The following is a 15,399-nucleotide window of genomic DNA, read 5'->3' as shown; positions in this document are numbered from 1 at the left end:
CTCAGCGCTGAGCGAGTGCCCGCGCGGCGCGGCCGAGGCTGTCGTCGATCAGCCGGTCGACGGCGCCGAAGTAGGTCGGTGACGGGTCTTTACCCACCAGCTCGGCGATCGCTTGCTGCTCACCCAAAACATCTGCGGCATCGAGGTTTTCGGCCATGCGCTGCGTGTGCACGGTCAGGCCGGTCAGCAACTCCGCGGTTTGGGATCCCGCGACCACGGTGCGCCGGCCCAGCGTGCGCAGGGTGTCCCATTCGGCGTGCCACGCCCCGTCGGGCCGTTCGTCGTCGGCCAGCGCCGCGGCGGTGTGCAAGGTGGCGGCAAGCGGCGGCGCCGACAGCGCGGCGCGGCGAATCAGGATGGACAGCACGGGGTTGCGCTTGTGCGGCATGGACGACGAGCCGCCCCGGTTGTCGGCCGTCGGCTCGCTGAGTTCGGCGATCTCGGGGCGGGCCAGCGTGACGATGTCGGAGGCGATGCGGCCCCAGCAGTCGGTGCAGCCGACGAACGCGTCGGCGGCGCCGGTGATCGGCGCGCGGGCCGTGTGCCAGGGCGCCCGCGGCGCCAGGCCCAATGCGGTTGCCGTGTCGGCGGCGACGCCGGCCGCCACCCCGGCCGGGTCGGAGCCGCCGGTGAGCAGCGCCGCCAACTCCGTGGTGGCGGCCAATGTGCCCGCGGCGCCGCCGATTTGGACGGGCGCGGTCAGCGCGGCCATCCGGTCGAAGGCGTCGACGACCCCGTTCAGCCAAGCGGCGGCCTTGGCGCCGAAGGTGGTGGGTGCGGCGTGCTGGGTAAGGGTGCGGGCCACCATCGGCGTGGCCCGGTGCCGCGTGACGAGTTCGGACAGCGCCGAGATCTGCTCTCTCAGCTGCGTGATCAGGTCATCGGCGACCGCGCGCGTGGCCAGCATCAGGCCGGTGTCCAGGACGTCCTGGCTGGTGAGTCCGCGGTGGATCCACGGCGCGACGGCCGGCTCCGCGCGCTCGCGCAGCAGCTTCACCAAGGGGATCACCGGGTTGCCGCCGTCTTCGGCGGAGGCCGCGAGGGCCTCGCAGTCGTCGTGGGTCACCAGATTCCGCAGCTCCACGCCGACGCACTCGGCGGCCGTCAGGCCGGCGCCCGCCAGCGCGCTCAGCCACGCGGATTCCACCGCGACCATCGAACCCAGCAGCGCCCCGTCGGTCATGTGCTCGCCGGCTCGATGGTCTCCGGGCCACAGCAGATTCGTCATCGCGCGTCCGCCCGGTACGCCAGGAACACGGTCTCGGCCGGCCCCTGCAGGTGGATGTCGAAACGGTATGCGGCGCCGTCATTTTCGGCCAGGCAGAGCAACGTTTCCAGACGCTCGGCGGGGACGGCGGCCAACAGCGGATCGGCGTCCGGGTCGGCTCCGGGCAGGTAGGCGCGGGTGAACAACCGGTTCAACAGCCCCCGCGCGAACACGGTGAGCGCGAAGAACGGCGGGCGCCCGTCGATCACCGAACCCGGGGTCAGCGTGGTGAACGCGTAGCGCCCGGCGTCGTCGGTCGCGCAGCGCCCCCAGCCGGTGAACGACGGGTATCGATGGCGCCGACCCGCTGCGCCCGGCGCAAGCGCCGCGCTTGCGATCGACGCGTGGGATCGGCGCAGCGAACCGGCCTGCCGCGCAATGCGTCCCGCGGTATCGGGCTGCCAGAGTTCGATCAGGGCGTCGGGGACCGCGGCGTCGCCGCCGTCGTACACCGTGCCGTGCAGCCGGATGGCCTGCGGGTGGCCGTCGTCGACCAGCTCGCTGTCACCGGGGTACGGCAATCCCAGGTCGAGGAAGGGTCCGACCGTTTGCCCTGGGGTGCAGGCATTTTCAGTCATGTGCGCCCTCGGTGGGTGTGTGCGCGCCGCCGGTCAGGACGATGTCCCACCGGTACCCGGTCGCGTACTCGGGCTGGGTCAGGTCGTGGTCGTAGCGGGCGATGAGCCGTTGCCGCGCGGCGGGATCGAGGATCGACTGGAAGATCGGATCCAGCTCGAACAGTGGGTCGCCCGGGAAGTACATCTGGGTGACCAGGCGCTGGGTGAAAGCCGTTCCGAAAACGGAGAAATGGATGTGCGCCGGGCGCCAGGCGTTTCGATGGTTGCGCCACGGGTAGGGGCCGGGCTTGACCGTCAGGAACCGATAGGAGCCGTCCGGCCCGGTCAGGCAGCGGCCGGCGCCGGTGAAGTTGGGGTCGAGCGGGGCCGGGTGCTGGTCGCGCTGGTGGCGGTAGCGCCCGGCGGCATTGGCTTGCCAGATCTCGACCAGCTGACCGGCCACCGGTCGGCCGCCTTCGTCGAAGACGCGTCCGGTCACCGCGACGCGCTCCCCGATCGGCTCGCCCGGATGCCCGGCCGTCAGGTCGGCGTCGAGCGGGTCGACGTCCTGGTGGCCGAAGCACGGCGCCCAGAGCTCGACGCCCTCGGGATCGATCGCGACCAGGGGATGCTTGGGGTGGCGCAGCGTCGTGCTGCGGTACGGCGGATAGTCCAGGAGCGGCTGGCCGTGCGCCGGGCCTGCCCCGCCCGGGTATTGCGCTGCGATGCGGGCGATCTCCGCCGTGATGTCAGCCTGAGAAGCGACACACCCGGCGTCCATGAGCCGTGACGCTACTCTCGATGCTCCCCTACAGGGCGCGGATCAACGCCGCGCGCCCCCTGGTCCGCAGGCGGTGCACGGCCGAGCCGCGGTACTGCTCGATCGTGGCGGCCATCTTGTTGCCCAACTCCTCGAGCTCCGCGTCGGTGATCTTCACCTGCGGAGGGGCCGGGATCATGTCGCGTTCCTCTTCGTCCGCGTGCGCCTCCAGCACGGTCTTGAACGAATTCCACTCGTCCTCATACCCCGGCGCGCTCTGCGGCGTCTTGAGCAACACGGAAAGCTGGTCGACGACCTGGCGGTGTTCGGCGTGGGCGACCGCGATCAGCTTGGTGGCCGCGCGCAGCGCCGGGTAGTACAGGTCGTCCTCGATCCGGAAGTGGATGTCGAGCTCGATCAGCATGTCGTCGAAAAGGGCATGGCGCTCTTCGGAATTCAGCGGTGCCTCGCTGACCTTGCGGCCGAGGCCTTTGAGCACGATGTGGTGTTCTTTGAGAACGTCGTAGGCGTTCAATTGGCTCCTCCTTTAGCGATTCCGATCGCGCCGCCGACAGCGGGCTGCTGCTCACCGCGGACTTCGACCACTCCGTCGACCAACCGGGCCTCGTAGCACGGCAGCGGCGCTGCCGCCGGACCGCGCACCACTTCGCCGGATTCGGCGGCGAACCACGAGCCATGCCAGGGGCACACCAACCGGCCGCGGTCCATCCAGCCGTCGGCCATCGGGGCGCCCAGGTGGGGGCAGAATTCTCCGTACGCCGCGACTTCACCGGGCTTGGTCTGACAGACCACCAGGCCCACACCGTCGACCTCGACGCGCACCGGTTTGCCGTTGAGCGAGCTCGCGGGCAGCACCGGCGTCCACGTCGAGGTGCGCAGCCGCGGACCGGACTGGTCGATGCCGATACCGGAGTCGAAGACCAGCGCACCACCGAGGTAGCTGCCGGCGACGGTGATGCCGTAGCCCAGCGCGGTGAGCACGATGCCTCGCCCGTGGCGTCCCTTGCGACGGTCCCACCACGACTGCATGTACAGCGCGGTGGCGGCGACGTTCAGCAGGCCGTGCACCGCGCCGACGCGGCGGTCCTCCTCGTGGGTGTGCTGCCAGTCGGTGACGCCGGTGACGGCCGAGCCCAGGCTCGCCAGGATGCCGAGCCCGAGGGCGCGGGAGGCGAATCGTGAGGCGTCGACGACCTCGGACGCGGGCTGGCCCGGCAGCACGCTGAGGACGTCCAGCGCCACCGTCGTGCCGAGCGCGCCGCTGGTCAGCGACGCCAACGGCGGGTGCACCGGGTGCCCGAGCCAGACCCCGTTGAGCGCGTTGGTGACGGTGTTGCGGGCGCCGCCGAGCCCGTTGTAGGCGAAGCTGAGCAGGTGTTCGAACCGATAGCTCGGCCGATCCATCCACTCCTGGCGCCCGATAGCGGCCAGAACCTTGGATCCGACCTGCTGCAATCGACCCCCGCGTGGCCGACCCACCATCGCACCCTGCCTTTCCTCAAATCAGTGGAAATAAGCGGTTAATAACCGCAAAACCGAACGATTACCGGCAGTTTACTCCGCGCTCACATACGCCGAACCGCCGCCGTGACCCACGGTAGCCGGGGGCTTCCGGCTTGTAATTGCGCGCCACCTGTGAATCGGCCCCAAGGATTCTGCGGACAACCTGGCGAAGCGGGCGCCCGGCGGTTGACCGGCGCCGAAGACTGCGGGATTCTTCTGAGCGGAGAGTATTTCTGTAGATCAGAGGGAGTCATGGCGCACCGGGACGGCGGATTGCTCGAAGTCTTCGAGAACGTGCGCCGCGGGATGATCCCCGCGCACATCTACAACGACAAGGAACTGTTCGCGCTGGAGAAGGAACGGCTGTTCGGCCGGGCGTGGACGTTCGTGGGGCACGAGTCCGAAATCCCGCACGACGGCGACTACGTGGTGCGCCGGGTGCTCGACGACTCGTTCATCATCACCCGGGATTCCGCCGGCGAGGTGCGGGCCCTGTTCAATATGTGCCTGCATCGCGGGATGCAGGTCTGTCGCGCGGAGATGGGAAACGCCTCCAACTTCCGCTGCCCGTACCACGGCTGGACCTACCGCAACGACGGACGGCTCACCGGGCTGCCGTTCCACCGCGAGGCCTACGGCGGCGACGAGGGGTTCGCCAAGGACCAAACCCTGTTGCCCGCACCGAATTTCGCGAGCTACAACGGCCTGCTGTTCATCAGCCTGGATCCGAATGCCGAACCGCTGCAAGACTTCCTGGGCGACTTCAGGTTCTACCTGGACTACTACACCAAGCAGAGCGCCGGCGGCGTCGAGGTGCGAGGGCCGCAGCGCTGGCGGATCAAAGCGAACTGGAAGATCGGCGCGGAGAACTTCGCCGGCGACATGTACCACACCCCACACACCCACGCGTCGATCGTCGAGATCGGCCTGTTCCGCGAGCCGAAAGCCCAGAAGCGCAAGGACGGCGCCACCTACTGGGCGCACCGCGGCGGGGGCACCACCTACAAACTGCCCCCCGGCAGCTTCGAGGAGCGGATGCGCTACGTCGGCTACCCCGCCGAGATGATCGGCCGCATCAAGGACGTGTGGACCCCGCAACAGCAGCGGGTCGTCGGCGAGGACGGCTTCATGATCTCCGCGGCGACCTGCTTTCCGAACCTGAGTTTCGTGCACAACTGGCCCAAGGTGCGCGATCGCGATCACGAGGTGCTGCCGTTCATCTCGATCCGGTTGTGGCAACCCATCAGCGAGAACGAGACCGAAGTGTGTTCGTGGTTCGCCGTGGACTCCGCCGCTCCCCCGCAGTACAAACAGGATTCGTACAAGGCGTATCTGATGTGCTTCGGGTCGACGGGCATGTTCGAACAGGACGATGTGGAGAACTGGGTGTCGCTGACCACCACCGCGGGCGGTTCGATGGCGCGGCGGCTGCTGCTGAACAGCCGCATGGGCCTGCTCGCCGACGACCGACCCGTCGTCGAGCCGTTGGCGCCCAACGCGTTTCACGGCCCCGGACGCGCCCAGGTCGGCTACAACGAGCACAACCAGCGAGCGCTTTTGACCATGTGGGCCGACTACCTGCAGGGGGCCGGCGCATGAGAAAGCCCCTGCCCTTCAGCGACGCTCGACACCTCGAGGCGCACCAGTTCCTGGTGGACGAGGCGTACCTGCTCGACGCCCAACGGTATGAGGCGTGGCTGGACACGCTGACCGACGACGTCCGCTACACCATGCCGGTGCGGGTCACCGCCGCGCGCGGCGCCGGATTCGACGCGTCGCCCTTTCCCGAGCCCGGAATGGCCCATTTCGATGAGGACAAGTACTCCCTGACCCAGCGGGTCGCGCGGATGGGCACCGAGCACGTGTGGGCCGAGGACCCGCCGTCGCGGCTGCGGCACTTCATCACCAACGTGCGCACCTTCGAGTGCGACGATTCCGAGGACGTGGTCGTCGAATCGGCCGAGCTGCTGTTCCGCAGCCGCGGGGACGTCAACGAGGCCGCCCTGCTGTCCTGCGGGCGCGAGGACCTCCTGCGCCGGTGTGGCGATCGCTTCAAGCTGGCGCGGCGCACCATCCTCGCCGACGAGTCGGTGCTACGGATGCAGAACCTGGCGGTGTTCCTATGAGCGACGAACCCATCACGATCGCCAACGAATTCACCGAGGTCGTGGTGCGCCGGATCGACACCCGCAACGGGTCACGCCTGCTGATCAGCGCCCCCAGGTCCGGGGAGTCGATCACCCTCGACGCGCTCGAGGTCGAGGCCTTGACCTGGCAGAACCCCCGTACTCTGGCTGCCATGGTCGGCAATTCCCACGCTCCGCTGCTGCCCGACGATCCCGAGGAGCGCGATGACGGGCTGGCTTGAGGGCAAGCGCGCACTGGTCGTCGGCGCGGGTTCGGGAATCGGGCGCGCCATCCTCGACGCGTTTCGCGCCGAGGGCGCGAAAGTCGCCGCGCTGGAACGGGTTCCGGAGAAGTGCGCCGCGCTGCGCGCGCAGCTGCCCGACGCACCGGTGACCGAGGGCGACGCGACCGCCTACGACGCCAACGAACGGGCCGTCACCGCCGCGGTGGACGCCTTCGGCGGGCTGGACACGCTGGTCAACTGCGTCGGAATCTTCGACTTCTACAGGGGCATCGGCGACATCGACCCGCCCGACCTGCCCGGCGCGTTCGACGAGATGTTTCGCACCAACGTGCTCAGCCACATGCAGTCGGTCAAGGCGGCGATCCCGGCGCTGCGGCACGCGGAAGGGGCCTCGATCGTGCTGACCGAGTCCGCCTCGTCGTTCTACCCGGGGCGCGGCGGCGCGCTCTACGTCGCCTCGAAATTCGCGGTGCGCGGCCTGGTTTCGGCGCTGGCCCACGAGTTGGCGCCGGGGATCCGGGTCAACGGGGTGGCGCCCGGCGGCACGCTGAACACCGATCTGCGCGGCCTCGCCAGCCTGGGGCTGGGCGACACCCGCCTCGACGACAGACCCGGCCGGGCCCGCGAGGTGGCGGACCGCACTCCCCTGCACGTCGCGCTCACCGGCGAAGACCACGCGTTCAGTTATGTGTTCCTGGCGTCCGACCGCTCCCGCGGGATCACCGGCGAGACCGTGCGTCCCGACGGCGGATTCGGCCTCGGCGCAACGAAACCCGACCCGAAAGGGACCGAACCATGACCGACCGGCTGGAGCGGCAGCGGACCCTGGTCGCGCAGGGGTGCCGCGTCGCGGCCGCCCGCGGCCTGGTCGACGGCATCCTCGGCCACCTGAGCCAGCGGGTCGACGACGAGCGCCTGCTGGTGCGCTGCCGCAGCGACGCCGACGACGGGGTGGCGTTCACCCGGCCCAGCGACATCCGGCTGGTCCGATTCGATGGCAGCCCCGGCGCCCCAGGCGAACTCGACGGGTACCGGGTGCCCAACGAACTGCCCATCCACGTCGAGACAATGCTCGCCGACCCGCGCCACACGGCCGTCGCGCACCTGCACCCGCCGGCGGTGGTCGCCGCCGATTTGGCCGGCATCACGATCCGGCCCATCTACGGCGCCTACGACATTCCCGGCGCCTGGCTGGCGCGCGGCGGTGTCCCCGTCTACGAACGCGCCGTGCTGATCCGGGATTCGCGGCTGGGCAAGGAGATGGTCGCGGCCATGCGCGGTGCGCCCGTGGTGATCTGCCGCGGACACGGAATCACCAGCGCCGCGGCCACGGTGCCGCAGGCGGTGCTGCAGGCGATCAGCCTCGACGCGCTGGCCCGCATGGCGTTGCGAGTGCGCGCGGCCGGCGGCACGCTGCGCGACATCGACGACGCGGACTGGGAGGACCTGCCGGATCTGGGGCCCGCGCTCACCGCCGAGGCGGCCTGGCGCCACGAAGTGGCGCGGCTCCCGTCGGGGCCCGCGTCGTCGCCGGCCTAGCTAGCCGAGCTGATCGCCAATCTCCTTGGCGGCGTTGACAAGTGCGGCGGCCACCGCCGGGTACCGGGAGGGGTCCAGCCGGTGTTGCGGCGCGGCGGCGTTGAGCGCGAGCCGCAGGCCGGGCGCCCGGGCCGGGATGGGCACGGCGACCGAGGCGACGCCCTCCTCGCTCTCCTCCCGGTTCGTGGCGTAGCCGCGTTCGCGGATGCCCGACAGCTCGGCTTCCAGCTCGGCGCGGCTGGCGATCGAATGCGAGGTGATGCGCTCGAGCCGCTCGCGCGGCAGCAGCGCACGCAATTCCGGTGGCGACAACTGGGCCAGCATCACCTTGCCCGTCGAGGTGCAGTGCGCGGGCATCGTGCGGCCCAGCCGGGACGCCACCCGCACCGCGGCCGGCCCCTCGACGGCGGCCACGAAGCGGACGCTGGCGCCGTCCAGCATGCCGACGTGCACGGTCTCGCGCAGCTGTTCGCTGAGGCCGCGCAGGACGGGTGCGGCCGACCGCGCGATGTCGATGCGGCCGAAGATCGCGAACGCCACCCCGGTCAATGACGGGCCGGGCAGGTACGCCTTGGACACCGGGTCTTGCCGGACGAACCCGCGGTAGGCCAGCATCGCCAGCAACCGGTGCGCGGTCGACGACGCCACACCCAGATAGCGGGTCGCCTCGCTCAACCGGATCTGGGGTTGTTCGCCCAGCAGCAACAGCAGTCGCAGCGCATTGTCGACCGACTCGATCGGATACTGCGGCGCAAGCGAATCGGCGGGCGCCGCCGCGGCGACATCCCGTGCGGCGCGCTCGCGCTTGGGTGGCATGGCTCAACGGTAACCAGTTGGCGCCGGACGCAGGTGGGTTTCGTCCGGTGGGCCTGGGCGCCGCAAGCGAATTGAAACGCGCACCTTGGGGCGCGGATCGTGGGCCGGTCAGGCATCCTTGACGCATGAATGTGGAGCCCTTGCTGCACTCGATCCCGCCGCTCGCCGTCTACGTGGTGGTCGGCGGTGTGGTCGGGATCGAGAGCCTGGGCATTCCGCTGCCGGGCGAGATCGTGTTGGTGACCGCGGCCCTGATGTCGTCGCATCACGACCTGGCCGTCAATCCGATCGGGGTCGGCGCCGCCGCGGTGATCGGCGCGGTGATCGGAGATTCGATCGGGTACGCGATCGGGCGCCGCTTCGGCATGCCGCTCTTCGACCGGCTCGGCCGGCGATTCCCCAAGCATTTCGGTCCCGGACACGTCGCGCTCGCCGAGAAGCTGTTCAACCGGTGGGGCGCGCGGGCCGTCTTCCTGGGCCGGTTCATCGCGCTGTTGCGGATTCTGGCCGGGCCGCTGGCGGGTGCGTTGAAGATGCACTATCCGCGGTTCCTGGCGGCCAACGTCTCGGGCGCCATCTGCTGGGCGGGCGGCACGACCGCGCTGGTGTACTTCGCCGGCATCGCGGCCGAACGCTGGCTGGAGCGGTTCTCCTGGATCGGGCTGGTGGTCGCCGTGGTGGCCGGTCTCACCGCGGCAATCCTGTTGCGCGAGCGCACATCACGGGCGATTGCGGAATTGGAGGCCGAGCATCACAGCAAGACCGCGGAGGCCGCCACGCAAGCCGACACGGTCTGACTAAACGGCCTCGCTGGTGTCCGCCACCAGCGGCGGCCGGTGTTCGTCGATCAGGGCGCGGGCCATCCGGCGGGCGCGTTTCGCCGCGTCGAGGTCCCCGACGGCGGCGAGGATGATGGCGCCCTTCATCAGGATGTGCCACGACGACGCGAAGTCTTCGATGTCGGTCAACCCCGCCGCGATCGCGCGGCCGCGCACGATGTCGCGGACGTGGTCGATGTGGGTGATGCAGGCCTGTCCGGCCGGATGGTCCGGCCCGACTTCGAGCAGCACGTTGATGAACGAGCAGCCCTCGTATCCGTCGCGGAGCTGGAACCAGTCGTGCATGACGTCGAAGATCGCCAGCAACTGTTCCTCGGGGGTGGTACCGCGCTGCCGCGACTGCTCCTCGATCAAACCGTGCGTCCAAAGCTGCTCGCGGCGCTGCAGCACGGCCAGCACCAGGTCGGTCTTGGTGGCGAAATGGCGGTACAGCGTCGCCCTGGCGACACCGGCCCGCGCGATAACCTCGTCGGTGCCCACGGCGCGGATGCCGCGGCGGCTGAACAGCTCATATGCCGCGGTCAGCACGCGCTCACGCGCCGACGCGGCAGGCGTCCCGACATCGGAGGTTGTCATACGGGCCTTACCGTACTCTTAGCCCCGGACCCGTAGACAGACCGCCCTGTCTCGTTATACAAATGAGATTCGCATCCGCGAACAGTCGGTCTTCAGACACTAGGACGGGCATCCTCGCGGCGTCTCGGACGCCGGCCGATCAGGGGGTCCATCATGAACTCAGCCATTGCGGAACAATTGCCCACCACTCACCTCATGCTGAGCACCAAGCTGGTGTATGAGCTGGGCGATCCGCACAGCACGCTACGGGCGACCGCCGATCGTTGCGGCCCGGCGGTGCTGATCTACGCGGGGGGCGAGATCGACGCGTGCAACGAGCACACCTGGCGCCACCTGGTCAGCGAGGCGGCCGGCGTCGTCACCGCGCCCGGCCCGTTCGTCGTCGACGTCACCGGGCTCGAGTTCATGGGCTGCTGCGCGTTCGCGGTGCTCGCCGACGAGGCGAAACGCTGCCAGAAACGCGGCATCGATCTGCGGCTGGTGAGCTGCGAGCCGATCGTCGCCCGCATCATCGACGCGTGCGGGCTCGGCGGCGTGCTGCCCATCTACCCCACCGTCGACTCCGCGTTGTCCGCGGCCGCGCGCTGGTAACCACACGGCACTGCTCGGCCGTAATCGGCTGAATGAGCGGCCATCCCACCGTCGGCGCGGAGGAAGAGTTTCTCCTCGTCGACCCGCGAACCGGTGAGCCGTCCCCGCGCAACGCCGACGCGGCGGCCGAGGCCGAGCGCCGCGGCGTCGCGCTGCAGCTGGAACTGAGCAGCTGCCAGGTGGAAACCACTTCCGACGTGGCGGCGAGCGCCGCCGAGCTCGGTGCGGAACTGCGCCGGCTGCGGCGCACCGCGGCGCAGGCCGCGCAAGCGGTCGGCGTCCAGCTGCTGGCCTGCGGGCTTCCGCCGGCCACCCCGCACGCGTTCCCGGTCACCGACACCCCGCGCTACCGCCGGATCGGCGACGAATTCGGGATGATCGCGCACGAGCAGGGCATCTGCGGATGCCACGTGCACGTGCAGGTGCCCGACCGTGCCGCGGCCATCCATGTCAGCAACTGGCTGCGGCCGTGGCTGCCGTCATTGCTTGCGCTGTCGGCCAATTCGCGGGTGTACCGCAACGCCGACAGCGGCTACGCGAGCTGGCGCAGCGTGCTGTGGCGGCGCTGGCCCGCCGCGGGAGCGCCGCCTTTTTTCGCCTCGCCCGGCGAATACGACGACGCGGTACGCATGCTGGTCGACACCGGGGTGATCCTCGACAAGGACATGATCTATTGGGACGTGCGCCCTTCGGCGGAGTTCCCGACGGTGGAGGTCCGCGTGGCCGACGTGCCCGCCACGGTCGACGAGACCGTGCTGCTGGCCACGTTGATCAGGGCCGCCGTGATGACGGCGCTCGACTCACCCGACGACGCCCGTCGCCTGCCGCCCGGCGCGCTGCGCGCGGCGTATTGGAAGGCCGCGCACGACGGGTTGTCCGGGCACACACTCGATTTGATCCACGGCCGCGGGGCGGTGCCGGCGCGTGAGCAACTGGGAGCGCTCGTGCAACGGGTCCGCCCGGCGCTCGAGTCGCTGGGGGAATACGGGCACGTCGTCCACGAACTCGACCGCGTCGCGACGCGGGGCAACGGGGCGATGCGGCAGCTGCGGGCGTGGCGCCAGCGCGGCGAGGTGGCGGATGTCATCGCCGAAGCCGCCGCGGCCACGCTGAGTTGAGCCTCGTTGCCGCACAACCATTCTCGTCAGGCCACCGCGAGCAGCCGATACAGCCCGATCAGGCCGACGACCACGATGATGGCGCGCAGCGCGTTGCCCGATAGCCGGCGCCCGTAACGCGCCCCGAGCAGGCCACCGACCAGCGAGCCCGCCGCGATCAGCCCCGCGGCCGGCCAGCTGATCCGGTCGAACGCCGCGGCCGTATAGGCAACGGCGGCAACCACATTCACCACCAGGGCCAGGAGGTTTTTGGCGGCGTTCATGCGTTGCACCGACTCCGGCAGCAACGCCCCCATCAGCCCGACCAGCAAAATGCCCTGGGCGGCGGTGAAATAGCCGCCGTAGACGCCGACGGCGAAGGTGCCCAGCACCAGCGTCGCCATCCGCCCCGGCGGGACGTGCTCGGGTGAGCGGCCCGCCTGCGCGGCGCGCCGGGCGGTCCACGCCTGGATCCGCGGCCCGATCACCACCAGCGCCAGCGCCAGCACCAGCAGCACCGGCACGATCTCGGCGAACACCTTCTCGGGCAGATGCAACAGCAGATAGGCGCCCAGCGTCGCGCCGGCCAGCGAGGCCGGCAGCTGCCAGCGCAACCGATCCCACTGACCGCGCAACTCGGCTCGGTAGCCCCAGGTGGCCGACACGCTGCCGGCGACCAGGCCCGTCGCGTTCGACATGGTGGCCGTCACGGGCGGAAAGCCGAGTGCAACCAGCGTTGGGAAGGTGATCAGGGTGCCGGAGCCGACCAGCGCGTTGATCGCCCCGGCCGCCAGTCCGGCCAGGCATATGAGGAACATCTGAAATGGCGACACCGAAGAAAAACCTTAGCCTGCCGCCGATTTCGTCCCGAGGGCGACCACTACTCCGCTCAGGCGGGCGGGGCTTCGGCACCGCGCTCGACCCCGGTGCGCAGCTTGACCGACGCCGAATACGCCAGCGTCCGGAAATGCAGGACCGGATCGTCGGAGGGCTCGATGCCGTCGGTCACCCGCATCGGGTCGAACACCACGATGTCGCCGCCGTGTTCGCGCTCGGTGTCCAGACCGGTGATCTGCAGGGAGCCGACGGTGACGATCTGGGTGCTCTGCCAGGCCGACGACGGGTCCACCGTGGAGTCGGTGGGCCCGGCGATCTGCACCCGGAAGTCGAACCGCACCGGTCCACCGTCCAGCCGCGTCGCCAGCTCGTCGGTGAGGAAGTCCGGATCCTTGCCGTGGGCGTCCGACACCGACAGGTACTCCTCGGCCGCGATCGGAACCAGGTGGTAGCGAACGAATCTGGCGCTGCCGTCGGCGGCGATCCAGCGGAAGGCGTGCAGGCCGTGGTATTCGGTGGTGGCGTAGCTGGCCGGGATCCGGTTGGCCTCCCGCAGGATGGGCAACCTGCCGAGTAGCCCCGGGTGGGTGAGCAGGTGCTTGCCGATGCGCAGCGGCGTCGTCAGGCCGGGCCGCATCGCCTTGAGCAGATCGATGAAGCCGTCCGGCGTGCTGGAGACGAAGAGCCGGGCGGTCTGCGTGGAGACGTCGGTGGTGGAGCCGTCGGGCAGGGTGAACTTCACCGCCATCCCACGCACGCCGGGCCGGCCGTCGCGCTGCTTGGGGTTGCCCGATCCGTTGGAGAACCGGATCAGCGCCGGGACCGGCGAGCCGTCGAGATGGCTTGCGCGCGAGAGCATTACCGCGTCGCGGGCCGCGGTGAACGTGCCCCGGTACAGGGTGCCCTTCGCATGCAGCGCGCGGCAGCCCGGCCGCGCGCCGCCGGCGCCCCGGATCGCCTCGATCGCTTGGTCAGGGGTTAATCCACCGCTCATGGACGAATCTTAGTGGCATTTGAATCGCAGTGGTATCAGCTGGGAAAGCCGAAGAGTTCGACGACGCCGTGGTCGCGACCGGCCGTGTAGCCGCCGTCGACGGCGAGGGCCTGACCGCTGACGAAGGAGGCGTCGGGCGACAGCAGGAAGGCGGCCATGGCCGCGATCTCCTCGGGCTGTCCCAGCCGTTGCAGCGCGTGCTCCTTGGTGATGGAGGCGAGCGGGCCCTCCATCCCGGGAATGCTGAACACGCTGTGCGCCATCGGTGTTTCGATAAAGCCGGGACAGATGACGTTCGCCCGGATGCCGCTCGGCCCGTAGTCGAGGGCGATGTTCTTGGTGAGCAGCACGACGCCGCCCTTGGCCGCGTTGTAGGAGCTGCCGCCGGCGGTGCCCTCCAGGCCCTCGACGCTGGCGACGGTCACGATCGAGCCCCGCTCACCCTCGGCGCGGGGTTGGTCGATCATCCTGGCCAGGGCCGCCTTGGCGACCAGGAAGGTGCCGGTGAGGTTGATCCCGATCACGCGGTCCCATTCGGCGCGGTCGAGCAGGTGCACCGGGCCTCCCCCGGCGACACCGGCGGCGTGGAAGAGGCCGTCGAGGCGGCCCGGCACCGCGTCCAGGACCGCCGCGATCGCGGCCTCGTCGGTCACGTCGGCGGGCACGAACGTGAACCGCGGGCCCAGATCATCGGGCGGTGCCGCCAGGTCGGCGCCGACGACGGTGCCGCCCTCGGCCAATAACCGTCGCGCGGTGGCCAGCCCGATTCCGGAGGCGGCGCCGGTCACGACGAAGGTGCGGGAGCGGGCGCGATCGGGGTTCACCATGTCGGATCCTCCTCGGGGCGGGTCGGGCGGCCCCGTCATGGTGACACACCGGCCCGGGATCAGTTCGCGGATACCGGATTTGCGATAGCCGCGCTGGATCGACTCATAGCGAGCCCATCTTGGACATCGGCCCTGGCGCCGGAGGACGATAGGACCGCGCTCGAATCCGCGCCGCCCAGAGAGTGAGGAACAACGATGTCATCGACTCAGCCGCAGGCGCCCTCCCCGCGTGCAACCGGCCGGCGGGCGCTGAGAGCGGTCGCCGCCGCGGTGGTCGTGCTCGCCGGCCCCCACGCATGCGTCGGGATAGCGCTGGCCTCCGGCGAGGCGATCGCCATCGCGCAGGGCGTCTCGGTCACCCCCGCGCCCGGCTGGACGCTGGGAAACCGCGGCCCGAACTGGGTGGCGCTGAACAACGCCGACACCAGCGCGCAGATGCGGATCACCGTCAAACACGCCGGCGGCACCGACGCCGCGGCGGTTCTGCAAGCCGACATCGACCAGTACGTGAGCGGCGCATCGGCCATCTTGACCGGTGTGAATCGATTGACGGCTCCCGACGTCACGCCGCTGCAGGGGCCCAACTTTCAGCAGCAAGCGTCCCTCAACTACACGGCCGGCGTGGTGAACCCGCAGGGCACGATTCCGGTGATCGGCACGTTCACCGAGCTGCTGAACACGTCGAACGGGCGCTCGGCATTCATCGACTTCCGCCAAGGCAGCGGCGCGACCACCCAAGCCGCGGGCGACGGCGGAATGATGGTCGGCTCCATGGAATGACGCCCCGCCGTCGGGCACGGCACA

At 70.0% G+C, this 15,399-nt stretch carries 19 protein-coding genes; 9 read left to right on the top strand and 10 right to left on the bottom strand.

The window, feature by feature from the left end; translation table 11 throughout:
* Window position 1 precedes the first annotated feature (1 nt).
* The 5 genes from QGN30_RS11495 to QGN30_RS11475 are packed head-to-tail and all read right to left on the bottom strand — an operon-like array spanning window position 2 to window position 4,087.
* Entirely contained in the window at window positions 2-1,228 is a 1,227-nt protein-coding gene (locus QGN30_RS11495; RefSeq protein ID WP_225325434.1) for a lyase family protein, read from the bottom strand.
* Window positions 1,225-1,845 carry a protocatechuate 3,4-dioxygenase subunit alpha gene (gene pcaG / locus QGN30_RS11490; RefSeq protein WP_248923142.1) on the bottom strand — a complete coding sequence of 207 codons (621 nt, stop codon included), beginning with the start codon at window positions 1,843-1,845 and terminating at the stop codon, window positions 1,225-1,227. Before pcaG ends, QGN30_RS11495 begins: the two co-directional genes overlap by 4 nt.
* Window positions 1,838-2,605, bottom strand: coding sequence for a protocatechuate 3,4-dioxygenase subunit beta (pcaH, locus tag QGN30_RS11485; protein ID WP_225346324.1), 768 nt, complete (start codon window positions 2,603-2,605; stop codon window positions 1,838-1,840). The genes pcaG and pcaH overlap by 8 nt, the downstream gene beginning before the upstream one ends.
* A 28-nt stretch (window positions 2,606-2,633) precedes the next feature.
* Window positions 2,634-3,119 (bottom strand): hemerythrin domain-containing protein, encoded by a 486-nt coding sequence (locus QGN30_RS11480; RefSeq protein ID WP_009952625.1) that lies wholly within the window; start codon window positions 3,117-3,119, stop codon window positions 2,634-2,636.
* Complete coding sequence (locus QGN30_RS11475; RefSeq protein WP_225346325.1) at window positions 3,116-4,087, bottom strand: Rieske 2Fe-2S domain-containing protein; 972 nt, start codon at window positions 4,085-4,087, stop codon at window positions 3,116-3,118. The genes QGN30_RS11480 and QGN30_RS11475 overlap by 4 nt, the downstream gene beginning before the upstream one ends.
* Window positions 4,088-4,360: 273 nt before the next feature.
* On the opposite strand from QGN30_RS11475, the gene QGN30_RS11470 reads away from it, so the two are divergent.
* Genes QGN30_RS11470 through QGN30_RS11450 form a run of 5 tightly spaced genes read left to right on the top strand, consistent with a single transcriptional unit; the run spans window position 4,361 to window position 8,018 of the window.
* Complete coding sequence (locus QGN30_RS11470; protein WP_248923143.1) at window positions 4,361-5,707, top strand: Rieske 2Fe-2S domain-containing protein; 1,347 nt, start codon at window positions 4,361-4,363, stop codon at window positions 5,705-5,707.
* Window positions 5,704-6,234 carry a 3-phenylpropionate/cinnamic acid dioxygenase subunit beta gene (locus QGN30_RS11465; RefSeq protein ID WP_014380540.1) on the top strand — a complete coding sequence of 177 codons (531 nt, stop codon included), beginning with the start codon at window positions 5,704-5,706 and terminating at the stop codon, window positions 6,232-6,234. Before QGN30_RS11470 ends, QGN30_RS11465 begins: the two co-directional genes overlap by 4 nt.
* A complete protein-coding gene (locus QGN30_RS11460) occupies window positions 6,231-6,476 on the top strand; it encodes a hypothetical protein (RefSeq protein ID WP_008258372.1) in 246 nt (81 codons plus the stop codon). The genes QGN30_RS11465 and QGN30_RS11460 overlap by 4 nt, the downstream gene beginning before the upstream one ends.
* Window positions 6,460-7,278 (top strand): 3-(cis-5,6-dihydroxycyclohexa-1,3-dien-1-yl)propanoate dehydrogenase, encoded by an 819-nt coding sequence (gene hcaB, locus QGN30_RS11455; protein ID WP_014380541.1) that lies wholly within the window; start codon window positions 6,460-6,462, stop codon window positions 7,276-7,278. Before QGN30_RS11460 ends, hcaB begins: the two co-directional genes overlap by 17 nt.
* Window positions 7,275-8,018: a class II aldolase/adducin family protein gene (locus tag QGN30_RS11450; protein WP_009952636.1), complete on the top strand. Its 744-nt coding sequence runs from the start codon at window positions 7,275-7,277 to the stop codon at window positions 8,016-8,018. The genes hcaB and QGN30_RS11450 overlap by 4 nt, the downstream gene beginning before the upstream one ends.
* Here the strand turns inward: QGN30_RS11450 and QGN30_RS11445 are convergent, their stop codons facing one another.
* Complete coding sequence (locus QGN30_RS11445) at window positions 8,019-8,834, bottom strand: IclR family transcriptional regulator (RefSeq protein ID WP_014380542.1); 816 nt, start codon at window positions 8,832-8,834, stop codon at window positions 8,019-8,021.
* 125 nt (window positions 8,835-8,959) lie between these two features.
* On the opposite strand from QGN30_RS11445, the gene QGN30_RS11440 reads away from it, so the two are divergent.
* A complete protein-coding gene (locus QGN30_RS11440; protein ID WP_014380543.1) occupies window positions 8,960-9,631 on the top strand; it encodes a DedA family protein in 672 nt (223 codons plus the stop codon).
* Here the strand turns inward: QGN30_RS11440 and QGN30_RS11435 are convergent, their stop codons facing one another.
* Window positions 9,632-10,249 carry a TetR/AcrR family transcriptional regulator gene (locus QGN30_RS11435; protein ID WP_026071306.1) on the bottom strand — a complete coding sequence of 206 codons (618 nt, stop codon included), beginning with the start codon at window positions 10,247-10,249 and terminating at the stop codon, window positions 9,632-9,634. It lies immediately after the preceding gene.
* Window positions 10,250-10,402: 153 nt separating this feature from the next.
* On the opposite strand from QGN30_RS11435, the gene QGN30_RS11430 reads away from it, so the two are divergent.
* A complete protein-coding gene (locus QGN30_RS11430) occupies window positions 10,403-10,840 on the top strand; it encodes an anti-sigma factor antagonist (RefSeq protein ID WP_009952641.1) in 438 nt (145 codons plus the stop codon).
* Window positions 10,841-10,872: 32 nt separating this feature from the next.
* On the top strand, window positions 10,873-11,958 hold the full coding sequence (locus QGN30_RS11425; RefSeq protein ID WP_225346326.1) for a glutamate--cysteine ligase: 1,086 nt from the start codon (window positions 10,873-10,875) through the stop codon (window positions 11,956-11,958).
* A gap of 26 nt (window positions 11,959-11,984) precedes the next feature.
* Here the strand turns inward: QGN30_RS11425 and QGN30_RS11420 are convergent, their stop codons facing one another.
* From QGN30_RS11420 to QGN30_RS11410, 3 genes are all read right to left on the bottom strand, one after another.
* Complete coding sequence (locus QGN30_RS11420) at window positions 11,985-12,755, bottom strand: sulfite exporter TauE/SafE family protein (protein ID WP_009952645.1); 771 nt, start codon at window positions 12,753-12,755, stop codon at window positions 11,985-11,987.
* A 71-nt stretch (window positions 12,756-12,826) separates the two neighbouring features.
* Window positions 12,827-13,768, bottom strand: coding sequence for a catalase family peroxidase (locus tag QGN30_RS11415; RefSeq protein WP_038536800.1), 942 nt, complete (start codon window positions 13,766-13,768; stop codon window positions 12,827-12,829).
* A 35-nt stretch (window positions 13,769-13,803) separates the two neighbouring features.
* Entirely contained in the window at window positions 13,804-14,595 is a 792-nt protein-coding gene (locus QGN30_RS11410) for an SDR family NAD(P)-dependent oxidoreductase (protein WP_014380549.1), read from the bottom strand.
* 195 nt (window positions 14,596-14,790) lie between these two features.
* Between QGN30_RS11410 and QGN30_RS11405 the strand changes: the two genes are divergently transcribed.
* Window positions 14,791-15,375: a hypothetical protein gene (locus QGN30_RS11405; RefSeq protein WP_038536805.1), complete on the top strand. Its 585-nt coding sequence runs from the start codon at window positions 14,791-14,793 to the stop codon at window positions 15,373-15,375.
* Window positions 15,376-15,399: the final 24 nt, after the last annotated feature.

The organism is Mycobacterium sp. 3-98 (genome assembly GCF_035918355.1).
Taxonomy (GTDB): Bacteria; Actinomycetota; Actinomycetes; order Mycobacteriales; family Mycobacteriaceae; genus Mycobacterium; species Mycobacterium intracellulare.
The sequence above is the reverse complement of the archived record's forward strand: the minus strand, read 5'-3'. Positions and strand labels throughout refer to the sequence as shown.

Coding starts and splice junctions, on each gene's coding strand:
- QGN30_RS11495 (WP_225325434.1), bottom strand. CDS start 1,228: ATGACGAATCTGCTGTGGCCCGGAGACCATCGAGCCGGCGAGCACATG.
- pcaG (WP_248923142.1), bottom strand. CDS start 1,845: ATGACTGAAAATGCCTGCACCCCAGGGCAAACGGTCGGACCCTTCCTC.
- pcaH (WP_225346324.1), bottom strand. CDS start 2,605: ATGGACGCCGGGTGTGTCGCTTCTCAGGCTGACATCACGGCGGAGATC.
- QGN30_RS11475 (WP_225346325.1), bottom strand. CDS start 4,087: ATGGTGGGTCGGCCACGCGGGGGTCGATTGCAGCAGGTCGGATCCAAG.
- QGN30_RS11470 (WP_248923143.1), top strand. CDS start 4,361: ATGGCGCACCGGGACGGCGGATTGCTCGAAGTCTTCGAGAACGTGCGC.
- QGN30_RS11465 (WP_014380540.1), top strand. CDS start 5,704: ATGAGAAAGCCCCTGCCCTTCAGCGACGCTCGACACCTCGAGGCGCAC.
- QGN30_RS11460 (WP_008258372.1), top strand. CDS start 6,231: ATGAGCGACGAACCCATCACGATCGCCAACGAATTCACCGAGGTCGTG.
- hcaB (WP_014380541.1), top strand. CDS start 6,460: ATGACGGGCTGGCTTGAGGGCAAGCGCGCACTGGTCGTCGGCGCGGGT.
- QGN30_RS11450 (WP_009952636.1), top strand. CDS start 7,275: ATGACCGACCGGCTGGAGCGGCAGCGGACCCTGGTCGCGCAGGGGTGC.
- QGN30_RS11445 (WP_014380542.1), bottom strand. CDS start 8,834: ATGCCACCCAAGCGCGAGCGCGCCGCACGGGATGTCGCCGCGGCGGCG.
- QGN30_RS11440 (WP_014380543.1), top strand. CDS start 8,960: ATGAATGTGGAGCCCTTGCTGCACTCGATCCCGCCGCTCGCCGTCTAC.
- QGN30_RS11435 (WP_026071306.1), bottom strand. CDS start 10,249: ATGACAACCTCCGATGTCGGGACGCCTGCCGCGTCGGCGCGTGAGCGC.
- QGN30_RS11430 (WP_009952641.1), top strand. CDS start 10,403: ATGAACTCAGCCATTGCGGAACAATTGCCCACCACTCACCTCATGCTG.
- QGN30_RS11425 (WP_225346326.1), top strand. CDS start 10,873: ATGAGCGGCCATCCCACCGTCGGCGCGGAGGAAGAGTTTCTCCTCGTC.
- QGN30_RS11420 (WP_009952645.1), bottom strand. CDS start 12,755: ATGTTCCTCATATGCCTGGCCGGACTGGCGGCCGGGGCGATCAACGCG.
- QGN30_RS11415 (WP_038536800.1), bottom strand. CDS start 13,768: ATGAGCGGTGGATTAACCCCTGACCAAGCGATCGAGGCGATCCGGGGC.
- QGN30_RS11410 (WP_014380549.1), bottom strand. CDS start 14,595: ATGGTGAACCCCGATCGCGCCCGCTCCCGCACCTTCGTCGTGACCGGC.
- QGN30_RS11405 (WP_038536805.1), top strand. CDS start 14,791: ATGTCATCGACTCAGCCGCAGGCGCCCTCCCCGCGTGCAACCGGCCGG.